We start from the raw sequence: 13,125 nt of genomic DNA on the forward strand, positions 1-13,125 counted from the left end.
CGCAGGCGGCGAAGCTGAAGGCCGACGCCGCGGTCCGCACCGCGACGAGCGCGGCGGCCGAGGCCATCGTCGCGTCGGAGCACGCGGCGGCCGAGGCGAACCTCGCCGTCGAGATGGCCGACGAGGCCGAACTCCGCGCGAAGGAGGCCAAGTCCCACGCGGACGTGGCCAGGGTGGAGGCGGACAAGGCCACGGTCGCCTCGGCGAAGGCGGCGGGCTTCGCCCATGTCACCGCCCAGGCCGCGGTGGACGCCGGGAACGCGGCCGCACAGGTCGCGGCGCCGGCCAACGACGCGATCCAGCTCGGCTCGCCCTACGTCACCAAGGACTCCGCCGCCGGCCTCGTCGTGCTGAGCGGACAGGCGTCCAAGACGATCGCGGAACAGCAGAAGGCGGTCGCCGACGCGCACGCCCAGAACGCCGCGGAGGAGGCGGCGGCCGCCAAGGTCATCGCCGACCAGGCACAGGGCGACGCCAAGGCCGCCTACCAGCACGCGGCCAACGCCGCGAACTACGCCGCGGTCGCCCGCGGCTACGCGAAGGAGGCCCTCGGCTACGCGGCCGACGCCGCCACCGCCGCGGCGAAGGCGCAGGCGTCGCTGGCGCGCACCATCGAATGGGACCGCCAGGCCACAGCGGACGCGGAGGCCGCCGGCAAGGCGGCGGGACACGCCGAGGGGTACGCGACACAGGCGCGCGACTCCGCCGACCAGGCGGCTCTCGACGCGAGTGCGGCACGCGCCGCGGCCGCGGAGGCGACCGAGGCCGCCGAGGCCGCTCGGGCCGCGGCGAGCCGGGCCGACGAAGCCGCCACTGCGGCCGAGGAGGCCGCGAAGGACGCGCAGTCGTACGCGGAGTCGGCCCAGGAAGCGGCGGAGTCCGCCGAGCGCAAGGAAGCCAACCAGCAGGTCAGCACGGGCGCGGGCACCGGGATCGGCGGCACCTTCTTCGTCGTCGACGAGGACAGTGTCAAGGTCACCGACACCAAGCAGGACAAGCCCTGCGAGATTCCGCCTGGCTTCGGCACGAGTTGCACGGTCACCTTCACCTACACGTTCGACGTGATGGTCGACTTCTATCTGTGCGTCAACGACGCCGTCCCCGCGACGGCTTCGGGATGCCCGGCGTCCGACACCCAGCACCTGGGCACGGAACCCTTCACGGGCCTGAAGAAGGACGTCACCAAGACCTTCACGCAGATGGACATCCTCAAGGGCCTGCTCCAGACCTACCTGGCGGTGGGCAAGGCGATCCTCGTCCAGGACTTCGTCGACTGCTGGCACGGCAGCATCAGCGGCTGCGCCTGGGCGGCGTCCAACTTCATCCCCGGCAAGGCGCTGGGGAAGGTCGTCGAGGGCATCCGGGCCCTCGACGCGGCCATGAAGACCGGTGTCGGCGTCCGGGAGGCGTTCGTCGCGCTGAAGGCGCTGGACGGCATCAACCCGGCGACGGTCGCCCGTCTCGAAAACACGGTCAACGGCTACGAGGACGTGGTTTCGCTCTGCCGGCGGAACAGCTTCCCGGGAGACACCCGGGTCCTCATGGCGGACGGCTCGCTCAAGGCGATCCGCGACGTGCGCCGGGGCGAAAGGGTTCTGGCCACCGACCCGTCGACCGGGCTCTCCACCTCCGAGCCGGTGACCGACACCTTCCGCCACGACACCACGCGCCTGGTCGACATCACGGTCGACGGCGCGGTACTGACCAGCACGGCCGGCCACCGGTTCCACGTGGAGGGGCGCGGCTGGACGTTCGTGTCGGACCTGCGTACCGGCGACCGCCTGCGCACCCCGGACGGCGCACTGCACCGGGTGAGCGGCCTTCGCGACCGGGACGGGCTGACGCCGACCGAGGTCTACGACCTCACGGTCGACGAGGTGCACACGTTCTACGTCGGAACCCGAGGCACCCGGCCGCAGAACGTCCTGGTCCACAACTGCACCGACATCATCTCGGACGAGGGCTATGAGGGGGCTCATACCATCGGCGACCACGTCAACAAGACCGACTCCCAGATGGCCGCCAAGGCCGACGCTGCCAAGGGCGGCGTCGCGACCCGGTGGACCGATCAGGCGACCGCGGCCGAGGCGGTGGACAAGGCCATGAGGGAGTGGATGCAGCAGCCCGGCAAGGCGGCGGAGCTGGAGGCGTGGAAGACCAAGCAGGCACAGCGGATCGGGAAGAAGCTGCCTTTCGTCTCGACCCGTGACCTGAAGACCATCGAGTGGGACATCCGCGGCATGGGCAGCTCGCTCGGGAAGAAGTGGGTGAAGAACGGCGTCCAGGGCGGACCGGCCGGCACTACGGTGGTCGTCCAGCTCAAATACGTCGGCAAGGCGCACAAGCCCAGCAAGTACGTCGTCTACACCGCCTATCTGAAGGACTGAGCATGACCGAGGAGATCGGGCTGACCTGGCTGGCGGAACAGTGCGACGCCATGGAGGACCTGCCGCCGCACGAATTGGACTGCCTGATCGAGCGAGGCCCGGTCTCCGCCATGGTCCTGGTCGCCGGGCGGTCGGTCACCGAACTCCGGGGGGCGTCGTCCCTGCAACTGGGGCGTGACGTCCGACGCCTGCGGGAGTCGGACATCCCGGAGGAGGTGATCCGTACCGCCTGGATCGCGTCCACGGACCACGCGTTCGATCCGTTCAAGGAAGGTATCGGCGTCCGTACCTGGCTCGACAGGGTCGAGGCCGCCTGGCTGGCCGAGGAACACCGGGACTCCCCCGGCTTCGTCAGCCCGACGGCGGACCCGGTGACGGACGACGCCTCCCGCGCCGCCGTACTCCACGCCGTCGGCACCGTCGGCGTGGATCTGGCCCTGGCCGACGTGGCGGGAAGGATGTACGACGTGCTGCCCGTGGGAGACGTCGTCCCGGCGCTGGAGCGGGTAGTGACCGAGGTCTGCGCCGACCTCGGTTACCGCTTGTTCCTGCGGGCTCTCAAGGCCTACGCAGTGCCGGTCGGCCCCGGAGCCCGCTCCGCTTTCGTCGCTCTGGGCGAGCGGTTCGGGTACCCGGAGGGGCTGGTCGTCCAGGACCTCGTCCGGGGATGAACCGGAGCCGTCCGGGGGCTCGAAGAACCAGTCGTGTGGTGAAGGTGGCGCCGTCCGCCCGGAGGGCGGGTCCGGCGGAGTCCGGTGCGTGCGATCGCAAGGCGGAGGGTCGCCCCGATACCGCATGTATCGGGGTGATCCCGACAACGCGGCGAGCGTGCGTGCCAGGCGCCGCCGGACAGGCGGGACTTTCACCACACACGCCCCAGCCCCCGGACGGCCCCTGATCACCGGTCGGCCTGCGCCTTCGGTGAAGAGTCGTGCCGTGCGGGCACCTTGGCCGTGCGCCGACCTGGTCGACTCGGTCGACCCGTACGCCGGTGCGGAACGCGAGCGGGACGTTCAGCGGCGGAGGGACTCCGGGCTGCAGGTGGCCGGAACTCTGCCGAAGGGGTTGCCCTTCCGCTCCTCCGTGTACATGGTCACCGTTCCGTCCGTCGCTGATGGCCGACGTGGATCAGCCTCCGACGGAACGCGGCCCGTGTGGTGCCGTCCGGACCGGTCGCCAACCGGCACAGGTCCCTGACGTCGACGCTGTCGGCGGTGAAACCTCAGCACTTTCTTGATCTTGCCGCCGTACTTCCTCACCCCCGACGATGCCGGCGCCAACCAGCCGGGGCAGCCTCAGCGCCAGCGCGGAGGCCTCCGGGATTCCCGGAGCGTCCGGCAGCAGCGGCAAGTCCGCCTTCAGCTCCGCGGGGCCAGTCCACCCTTGGCGGCCGCCGCGCGAATGGCCTCGGCGGAGAGCACTCGGCGCCGTCGACGGTCAGGCCCCAGCGCAGCGGTTCACCTCCGCTCGAGCGGAGAGCACGCGAGGACCTGGTCCAGCTCGTCAACACGTGGAGGTTCACCTCCGCTCGCGCGGAGAGCACGTGCTGTGGCGGCGTGCGGCTGCGCGGTGGACCGGTTCACCTCCGCTCGCGCGGAGAGCACCCGGACCGGGTGGGGGCCGGTCCGGGAGCGGGCGGTTCACCTCCGCTCGCGCGGAGAGCACCCTTCGCGACCTGCCCTTACCTGACGGCTTTGCAATTCCTTTGCCGAACTTCGCCGCACATATTCGTCGCCCCCACTGTCGTTACGCGGCAGCATAGAGCTCACCCCTCACATCGTTGGGCCGTTTGAGGCGATTGTCAGCGGGTGGTGCTATCTCTGTGTTCATGCTCAAGTTCAATGCGGCGACCCCGGGGAACTGACCCGAGCTCCAAGTCGACACCGTCGCCGCCAGCACCCACGGCGGCAGCACCGCCCTCCGACAATGAGCAAAGCTTCCGACTCGCGACCGCAGGCACCCACCACGGCGAACCTCTCGACTTCCACGGACTCACCCTCATCGCCTTCAACAGAGAAAGTCAAGAAATGGCAAATCCCATCTAACGCCCCAGGTCAAAAAGGGTCCTCTCCGCGCGAGCGGAGGTGAGCCGCCCTACCAGCGGGGCGGCAACGGCAACCCGTCGCGAAAGGGCGGTTCGCATACCGCGAGCCGCTGCTGCCGCTGGCTCGGGTACGTGGTCAGCAGGCGGCGGTGACGCTGTCCGGGCGCAGGGTGGCGCCCGTGCGCGCCTCGATGTCTTCGACGGATACCCCCGGGGCCGTTTCGACGAGGGCGAGGCCCTCGGTGGTCACGTCGAGGACGCCGAGGTCGGTGATGATCCGGTGCACGCATCTCCGGCCGGTCAGCGGCAGGGTGCACTCGTCGAGGATCTTCGGTGTGCCGTCCTTGGCGGTGTGTTCCATCAGGACGACGACCCGGCGGGCGCCGTGGACGAGGTCCATGGCGCCGCCCATCCCCTTCACCATCTTTCCGGGGATCATCCAGTTGGCGAGGTCTCCTCGGGAGGACACCTGCATGGCGCCGAGGACGGCGATGTCGACGTGGCCCCCGCGGATCATGCCGAAGGAGAGCGCGGAGTCGAAGAAGCTCGCTCCGGGCAGGACGGTGACCGTCTCCTTGCCGGCGTTGATCAGGTCCGGGTCGACCTCCCCGTCGGCCGGGTAGGGGCCGGTCCCGAGGATGCCGTTCTCGGAGTGGAGCACGACGTGCGTCCCGCGCCGGACATGGTTGGGGATCAGGGTGGGCAGGCCGATGCCCAGGTTGACATAGGAGCCGTCGGTGAGTTCGGCGGCGGCGCGAGCGGCCATCTGCTCGCGGGTCCAGCCCAGGGTGGTCATGCGCGTACGGTCCTCTTCTCGATCTGCTTGTCGGCGGCCTCGGCCAGGGTCAGCTCCACCACGCGCTGTACGTAGATGCCGGGCAGGTGCACCTCGTCGGGGTGCAGTTCGCCGGGTTCCACGAGCTCTTCCACCTCGGCGACGGTGACGCGGCCGGCCATCGCGGCGAGCGGGTTGAAATTCGCGGCCGCGCGACGGAACACGAGGTTGCCGTGCCGGTCACCGCGCCAGGCGCGCACGAGGGCGAAGTCGGTGGTGATGCCGTGCTCCAACACGTACGAGCGCCCCCGGAACTCCCGGATCTCCTTGGGCGGGGAGGCGAGCGCGACCGTCTTGTCGGGGGCGTACCGCCACGGCAGCCCGCCCTCGGCCACCTGGGTGCCGACACCGGCGGGGGTGTAGAAGGCGGGGATGCCCGCGCCGCCCGCGCGCAGCCGCTCGGCGAGCGTGCCCTGCGGGGTCAGCTCCACCTCGAGTTCGCCGGAGAGGTACTGCCGGGCGAATTCCTTGTTCTCCCCGACGTAGGAGCCGGTGACGCGGTGGACGCGGCCGGCGGCCAGCAGTACGCCGAGACCGCGGCCGTCCACCCCGCAGTTGTTGGACACCACATGGAGCCCGGTCGCGCCCTGGGCGTGCAGGGCGTCGATGAGGACGGCCGGCACGCCGGAGAGACCGAAGCCGCCGACGGCGAGCGAGGCGCCGTCCGGTATGTCGGCGACGGCCTCGGCCGCGCTGACGCGCACCTTGTTCACTGCGGTTTCCTTTCGGGCGGGGACAGCGGGCCGGATCGGGCGCCTGCGCCGGACCGGGATGTACCCGTCCCGGTGCCGCTCGCCGGCAGCAGCGCGTCGGAGACGGACTTGACGCCGCCGTGCGCGGTCAGGCCGCCGTCCACGGCGATCTCGGCACCGCTGATGAACGACGCCTCCGACGACAGCAGGAAGACGACCAGTGGGGCGATCTCCTCGACCGTTCCGGTGCGGCCGAGCGGTGTCTCGCGGATGTTGGCCTCCCGGAAGGCGGGGGCGGCCGAAGAGGTCATCCCGGTTTCGATGTAGCCCGGGTGGACGGTGTTGACGCGGATGCCGCGCGGTCCGAGTTCCAGGGCCGCCGTTTTCGACAGGCCGCGCAGCGCCCACTTGCTGGTCGTGTAGGCGACCGGGTAGTGGGCGGTGAGGGCCGCGGAGGAACCGACGTTCACGATGGAGGAGCCGGCGGGCATGAGCGGCGCGAGGTGCTGGATGCCGAGCAGCGGGCCGGTGACGTTCACGGCGTGGACCCGCGCCATGTCCTCGGGGCGTACGTCGCCGATTCTGGCACGCCACGTGATGCCCGCGTTGTTGACCAGACCGTTCACCTGGCCGTACGTCTCGCGGAGTTCGGCGGCCAGTTCGGCCCAGTCGCTCTCGGCGGTGACGTCCAGGCGGCGGCAGCCGTTCGCGGATTCGACGTCGGTGGCGACGACGTGCGCACCCTCCCGGGCGAGCGCCTCGGCCTCGGCGGCACCTTGGCCTCGCGCGGCGCCCGTCACGACGACAACTCTGCCCCGGAGCCTGTGCCCGTGGGTCCCGTTCACGGCCGCTCCCGTCCGTGGCGTCGGCCGGCCGGCAGCGGTACGGGCTGCACACCGGCCACGACGGTACTGGTCAGGGTGCCGATGGCTTCGACGGTGAGGCTCACGGTGTCGCCGGGGCCGAGCGGCGGCGGGGTCTGCTCGCCGCGCGGCCCCCAGAGTTCGGCGAGGCAGCCGCCATTGCCGCAGGTTCCTGAGCCGAGTACGTCGCCGGGTACGACTCGGGTGCCCCGTGAGGCGTAGGCGGTCATCTCTTCGAAGGTCCAGCTCATGTGGGACAGCAGGTCCCTGCCGATCACCTCGCCGTTGACCTCCGCCGTGAGCGCGAGGCGCAGCAGGCCCTCGGGGTCCCGGTACGGTTCCAGCTCGTCGGCGGTGACCAGGTACGGGCCGAGCGTCGTGGCGGTGTCCTTGCCCTTGCAGGGACCGAGGCCGACCTTCATCTCCGCGGACTGCAGGTCGCGCGCGGACCAGTCGTTGAAGACGGTGTAGCCGACGATGTGGTCCCGTGCCTGCTCGGGGGTGAGGTCGCGTCCTTCCCGGCCGATGACGGCGCCCACCTCCAGCTCGAAGTCGAGCGCGGCCGAGCCGGGCGGCATCGGGACTTCGTCGTGCGGACCGTAGACCGCGTGCGGGTTGGTGAAGTAGAAGGTCGGCGCCGCGTACCACTGCTCGGGAACCCCCGCGACGCCGTCGACGGCGCGGCGTACGCCCTCCACGTGCTCTTCGAAGGTCACGAAGTCGCGTACGGAGGCGGGCTGCAGGGGAGGGAGCAGCCGCACTTGGGAGACGTGGGGACCGGGTGGGACGTCGAGCGACGCCGCACCGGCGGCGAGCAGACCCGGCAGCCCGTCCGTCTCCCGGAGGAGGGTGGTGAGAGAGGTGACACCGGGCAGGGGAAAGAGCGTGCCGTCCTCCTCCACGACGGCTACGCGGTGACGGCGTTGATGCTCGTAGGCGGCGAAACGCATGTGCGGCTCCTGGGGGGAGGGCGAGAAGGGGCGGTGGGCGGGCAACGGGGTCGCGTCTCCGGTTGCCCGCCCAGGCGGCGGCAACCCGCCCCGGTCGAGGGGCCGGGCGCGGATCGAGGTCGGACGGGGGCTGACGGATCAGGGTCGGGGGCCCGGCATCTCGGCCGGGCCCGGCAGCCGGGTTCGGGCCCGGCAGCCGCACGGAACCTCGCCGTGATCCGCCGGGCGCTTCCTCAGACCGGCGGGGCGACGAAGACGCCGCGGTCGGGGTCGTTGAAGGACTCCTTGGCGACGATCTCGTTCATGGCGTTGGCGGTGCCCCACTGGTCGGTGATCTCGGGCTGCGAGAAGTCGTAGACGTGGGGGTGCCAGGTGTCCTCGTCGAGGTTCTCCAGCTCGGTGGTGTACTCGACGGTGTTGCCGTGCGGGTCGAGGAAGTACGTGAAGGTGTTGTCGCCGGCCATGTGCCGGCCGGGACCCCAGACCTTCTTGAAACCGGCCCGCATGACGCGGCCGGAGCCGCGCATGTACTCGTCGATGCCGCGCATCTCGAAGGAGACGTGGTGCAGGGCGGTGTGCGGGCCCTGGGCGATGGCCATGGAGTGGTGCTGGTTGCTGATCCGCATGAAGTGCATGACCTCGCCCATGTGCGGGGAGCTCAGGGTGTCGGAGAGGGCGAAGCCGAGGTGGCGTTCGTACCACTCCCGAGTGCGGTTCAGGTCGGGGGAGTTGAGGACCACGTGGGAGAGCTTGACCGGAATGGCCTCCTTCTCCTCGATCTTGCGGTGCCGGCGGACCTCGACGTCGGCGGAGACCTCGATGGTGCGGCCGTCCACGTCGAAGAAGCGGAAGCCGTAGCCGCCACCGGGCGTGTCCACCTTCCCGGGCCGGGATATCAACTGCACCCCGCCCGCGAGGAGTCGCTCGGCGAGTGTGTCGACACCGGCCGCGTCGGCCGCACCGTAGGAGACGAGGTCGAGGCGCTTCTCCTCGGCCTTGCGCAGCCGTACGACGTAGTTCTCGGGTGAGCCCTCGGCGGCCAGGAAGGAGATCCCGGAGTCCTCGGATACCTTGGTGAGACCCCAGACCCCGGCGTAGAAGTCGAGTTGCTTCTCGTAGTCCGGCACCGCCAGGTCCACGTGGCGCAGATGGGTGAGCAGACGTCCGTTCATGGTGCTTCCTCCTCGTTGAGGTCGGGCAGACGCGGCGGGTCAGGCGTGACGCAGCAGGGCAGCGGCGTTTCCACCGCGTACGGAGTCGAAGTCGGCCTCGGACAGGCCGGCGGTGCGCAGGGCGGCGACCGGATCGTCGGTGCCCATGTCGAAGGGGAAGTCGGAGCCGAGCAGTACCCGGTCGGCTCCCGCGACGCGGATCAACTCCCGCAGTACGTGGGGGTCGTGCACGAGCGAGTCGAAGTGGATCCGCTTCAGGTAGCTGCTCGGCGGGTGGGCGCATCCGGAACCCGCGTCGGCGCGCGCGGACCAGGCGTGGTCGGAGCGGCCGATGTGGGTGGGCAGGTAGCCGCCGCCGTGCGCGGCGATCAGCTTCAGCGCGGGATGGCGGTCGAGCACTCCGGAGAAGATGAGGTGCGAGAGCGCCACGGCGTTCTCGGTGGGCTGGCCGACCGTGTTGGACAGGTACCACTGGTCCAGGCGCTCGTCGAGCGTGCACCCGAACGGATGCAGGAAGAGAATCGCTCCGGTCTCCTCCGCCTTGTCCCAGAACGGCTCGTAGGCCGGGTCGGACAACTCACGCCCCGGGGCGTGACTGGACAGCTCCACCCCCACCAGGCCCTGTCGCAGGGCGTGTTCGAGGGCGGGCACCATGAGGCCGGGGTGCTGGAGGGGTACGAGTCCGAGGCCCCGCAACCGGTCCGGTGCAGCCGCGCAGTGAGCGGCGGTGGCTTCGCCGGCGAGCCGGTACACCTTCTCCGCCGTGTCCTTGTCGGCCCAGTAGTGGTACTGCGACGGGGAGGGGCTGACCAGTTGGACGTCCACGCCCTGCGCGTCCATCGCCGCCAGACGTACCGAGACGTCGGTCAGTTTCGGGATGCGGGCGCCGACCATGGGGCCGCTGACGGCGAGCGCCTCGGGGCCGTTGCGGCGGGCGTCCAGCTCCTTGGCCTCCGCCAGTCCCGGCAGCCCCGCCACGAGCGCCTCGACCTCGGGCAGCAGGACGTGGGCGTGCACGTCGACGGTCGGGGTGGTCACGGGATCTCCCGGAGCATCGTCATGGTGCGGCCCATCAGGCCGGGAACGTCCGCGTCCCGCACCCCGTCGAGCTGCCACTGCCCGATCCGTACGGACGCCTCCACGACGGGCCGGACCCGGGCGATGCGGCGTTCGTAGTACGCCTGGAACAGCGCGTCGTCCCAGAGCTCGGTCCCGGTCAGCATCTGCGCCAGCACGAGGGCGTCCTCCAGCGACAGGGCAGCACCCTGCGCCAGGGTGGGCGGGCAGCAGTGCGCGGCGTCACCGACCAGGACGACGCGCCCCCGGTGCCAGGAGCCTTCGACCAGCAGCTCGTCGAACCAGGTGTAGTTGACCTGTGCCGGGTCGGTGATCGACTCGGTGATCTCCGGCCAGAAGCCGCCGTAGGCGGAGGTGAGGCGGCGCATCTCGTCCGCGTACGAATCCGGCGGGATCGAGGCCCGGTCGCGGTTCGCCTCGACCACGTAGGCGTAGAGGGTCGTCTCGCTGGTGGGACAGTAACCGGCGATGTGGGCCGGGCCACCGTAGGCGAGGTCGGTGCGGGTCAGACCCGACGGACGCGGGGCGGCCACGCGCCAGATGGCCATACCGGTCGGTTCTGGCTTCTCGGTGATCCCGACGGCGGCGCGGGTGGTGGAGCCGAGGCCGTCCGCGGCGATCACCAGGTCGTAGCGGCTCTCGGTACCGTCCGAGAAGCGTGCGGTGACTCCATCGGCTTCCTGCTCCAGGGCGGTGGCCCGGACACCCAGGCGCACCCGGGCACCGCTCTCACGGACGGCGTCGATCAGGATCCGCTGCAACTGGGGTCGCTGCATGCCGACGGTGGCCGGCAGGTCGTCGCCTCCGCTGCGGATGTCCTCCTGGGCGTGCAGGACCGTGCCGTCGGGTGCGGTGATGCCGACCGAGCCGAAGCCGTAACCTGACGCCTCCACCCGCTCCCAGACGCCGAGTTCGCGCAGCACGCGCAAGGCGTTGCCTTGGAGGGTGATGCCGGAACCCGCGGTCGCGTTCCAGTCGTCCTTCGCCTCGACCAAGTCGACTTCGATGCCGGCCCGGCGCAGCAGGACGGTGACGGCGTTGCCCGCCGCCCCACCGCCGATCACCAGGACCGTACGGGGTGTGCTCATGGGGAACTCCCTTGTTCCTCTGATTACTTGACGGCGATCGGGTTCACCGGGCTGCCGACCGCCCCGGTGATGCGCAGCGGCGCGGCGGTGAGGAAGAACTCGTACACCCCGTCCTCCGCGCAGTCGTCGGCGAGAGCGTCGAGGTCCCACATCTCGCCGATCAGCAGGCCGATGTTGGGGATGGCGACCTGGTGCAGCGGCTGGAAGGCGTGGTCGAACTCGTTGGGCCGCACTTCGAAGCCCCAGGTGTCGGTGGCGATCGCGGCGATCTCCGTGCCGTGCAGCCACCCCGCCGCGGTGAAGGACAGGCCGGGGGCCGGGCCGCCGGCGTACTCGCCCCAGCCGTCCCGGCGGACCCGGGCGAGCTGGCCGGTCCGCACCAGCACGATGTCGCCGCGCCCCACGGCGACCTGGTGGGCTTCGGCCGTGGCGGCCAAATGCTCCTCGGTGACGGCGAATCCGTCGGGCAACCCCCCGTCCTCGCCGATCACGCGGCCGACGTCCAGCAGCACCCCGCGACCCGCGACGTGCGGTGCCATGTGCTCGATGCCGGTGACCAAGTCGCCCTCGGAGGTGACGACCTGATCCGCCGGCCGCCCGTTCCACGCCTTGCCGTGGTCGAAGATGTGCCCGAGCCCGTCCCACTGGGTGGAGCACTGCAGCGGCATCGCGATCACGTCGTCGGCTCCGCCGAGGCCGTGCGGGAACCCCTGCCCGGTGACGACGGCGTCGGTGCCGGTGTCGAGCATGGTGTGCACGGGGTTGGTGCGCCGTCGCCAGCCCTTCTGCGGGCCGTCCATGTCGAAGCTCTGTGAGAGGGAGAAGCTGACGCCCCGCCGGACGAGCGCGGCGCCCTCCCGGCGCTTGGCCGCGTCGAGGAAGTTGAGGGTGCCGAGTACGTCGTCCGCGCCCCAGCGCCCCCAGTTGGAGTACGTCTCGGCGGCCTCGGCGATGGATCCCTCGGGGTCGGTGCGGTCGAGAGTCATGACGCCTCCGGGCCGACACAGCGGGTGCGCTGGACGCCGAGACCGGTGACCGAGCCTTCCATCACGTCTCCGTCACGGAGCAGCCGGCCCCAGTGCATACCGTTGCCGGCGGGGCTGCCGGTCAGCACGAGGTCGCCGGGCAGCAGGCGCGCGGTCTGCGACACGTAGGACACGACCCGCGCGACATCGAAGATCATGTCCTTGGTCGACTCGTCCTGCATGGTCTCGCCGTTCAGCTTCAGCGTCACCTGAAGATCGCCCGGGTCCGCGACCGACCCGGCGGGCACGATCCAGGGACCGAGCGGGGTGAACCCGGGCGCGTTCTTGCTGCGCAGCCAGTCCGTGCCGATCTGCGGCATGTCCCGGCGGAACACGGTCGCGCGGTCGGTGAGGTCGTTGGCGATCGTGTATCCGGCGACGTGGCCGAGTGCGTCCTCGACCGGCACCTGGTAGGCGGGCCGGCCGATCACGGCGGCCAACTCCAGTTCCCAGTCGGGCTTCCGGGCCCACGCGGGGAGCGTGACGTCGTCGTAAGGCCCGGTGATCGCGCTCGGCAGGCCGATGAACACGTACGGCAGGTCCTCCGTCGCCCGCCGGTCCATGATCTCCGCCGCCTCCGCCCGCCGCTCCTCCTCGGAGCGGTCGTCGTCCGAGGCCCGGTGTGCGACGTGCAGGTCGATGACGTGCTGCCGGTAGTTCGCGCCGGACTGGAAGACCTGGCGCGGGTCGACGGGGGCATGCACCCGGAAGTCCGCCAGCGGCTCCCGCTCCGGTACGGCGCTTGCGGCCAGCTCCTCCAGCCGGGGAAGGGCGGACTCCCAGCTCTCCAGGAGACTCCGGACGTCCAACAGGTCGTCCCCGAAGGCGGCCCGAAGGTCGAGCACCCGGGCGTCGGGAGTGACGAGGGCCGGGAACGCGGGCCCGTCCGGGGCCGAGAGAGTGGCGAGGGCGAACGGTCCGGCGAAGAGCGCGGACGCGGGTTCAGGTTTCACGGGCATGTCCTCCTGATTGCGGTGCGACTAATCTGAACC

General features: G+C 70.8%; 11 protein-coding genes. 2 read left to right on the forward strand and 9 right to left on the reverse strand.

Translation table 11 applies throughout. From position 1 onward, the window contains the following. Together ACWD3D_RS11505 and ACWD3D_RS11510 are read left to right on the forward strand one after the other, a co-directional pair. A partial coding sequence (locus tag ACWD3D_RS11505) for a polymorphic toxin-type HINT domain-containing protein (protein WP_451460677.1) occupies window positions 1–2,387 on the forward strand: 2,387 nt, incomplete at its 5' end. Window positions 2,388–2,389: 2 nt separating this feature from the next. Then, a complete protein-coding gene (locus ACWD3D_RS11510) occupies window positions 2,390–3,058 on the forward strand; it encodes a hypothetical protein (RefSeq protein ID WP_451460678.1) in 669 nt (222 codons plus the stop codon). A 1,509-nt stretch (window positions 3,059–4,567) separates the two neighbouring features. On the opposite strand, the gene ACWD3D_RS11515 is transcribed toward ACWD3D_RS11510, so the two are convergent. The 9 genes from ACWD3D_RS11515 to ACWD3D_RS11555 all read right to left on the reverse strand — a co-directional run bounded on the left by ACWD3D_RS11515 (window position 4,568) and on the right by ACWD3D_RS11555 (window position 13,092). Continuing rightward, window positions 4,568–5,218 (reverse strand): CoA transferase subunit B, encoded by a 651-nt coding sequence (locus ACWD3D_RS11515; RefSeq protein ID WP_451460696.1) that lies wholly within the window; start codon window positions 5,216–5,218, stop codon window positions 4,568–4,570. 5 nt (window positions 5,219–5,223) lie between these two features. Further along, window positions 5,224–5,979, reverse strand: coding sequence for a CoA transferase subunit A (locus ACWD3D_RS11520; RefSeq protein WP_451460679.1), 756 nt, complete (start codon window positions 5,977–5,979; stop codon window positions 5,224–5,226). Further along, window positions 5,976–6,758, reverse strand: a complete 783-nt coding sequence (locus ACWD3D_RS11525) for an SDR family NAD(P)-dependent oxidoreductase (protein ID WP_451460680.1) — start codon at window positions 6,756–6,758, stop codon at window positions 5,976–5,978. The genes ACWD3D_RS11520 and ACWD3D_RS11525 overlap by 4 nt, the downstream gene beginning before the upstream one ends. 41 nt (window positions 6,759–6,799) lie before the next feature. Continuing rightward, entirely contained in the window at window positions 6,800–7,771 is a 972-nt protein-coding gene (locus ACWD3D_RS11530) for a fumarylacetoacetate hydrolase family protein (protein ID WP_451460681.1), read from the reverse strand. A 233-nt stretch (window positions 7,772–8,004) separates the two neighbouring features. Continuing rightward, complete coding sequence (locus ACWD3D_RS11535; protein WP_451460682.1) at window positions 8,005–8,943, reverse strand: VOC family protein; 939 nt, start codon at window positions 8,941–8,943, stop codon at window positions 8,005–8,007. A 39-nt stretch (window positions 8,944–8,982) separates the two neighbouring features. Next, on the reverse strand, window positions 8,983–9,981 hold the full coding sequence (locus tag ACWD3D_RS11540) for an amidohydrolase family protein (protein WP_451460683.1): 999 nt from the start codon (window positions 9,979–9,981) through the stop codon (window positions 8,983–8,985). Beyond that, a complete protein-coding gene (locus ACWD3D_RS11545; protein WP_451460684.1) occupies window positions 9,978–11,108 on the reverse strand; it encodes an FAD-dependent oxidoreductase in 1,131 nt (376 codons plus the stop codon). Before ACWD3D_RS11545 ends, ACWD3D_RS11540 begins: the two co-directional genes overlap by 4 nt. Before the next feature lie 23 nt (window positions 11,109–11,131). Next, the gene (locus ACWD3D_RS11550; protein ID WP_451460685.1) at window positions 11,132–12,094 is read right to left on the reverse strand and encodes a cyclase family protein; all 963 of its coding nucleotides are present in this window, start codon (window positions 12,092–12,094) and stop codon (window positions 11,132–11,134) included. Further along, a complete protein-coding gene (locus ACWD3D_RS11555) occupies window positions 12,091–13,092 on the reverse strand; it encodes a fumarylacetoacetate hydrolase family protein (RefSeq protein ID WP_451460686.1) in 1,002 nt (333 codons plus the stop codon). Before ACWD3D_RS11555 ends, ACWD3D_RS11550 begins: the two co-directional genes overlap by 4 nt. Window positions 13,093–13,125: the final 33 nt, after the last annotated feature.

The organism is Streptomyces sp. NPDC002690 (assembly GCF_053592415.1).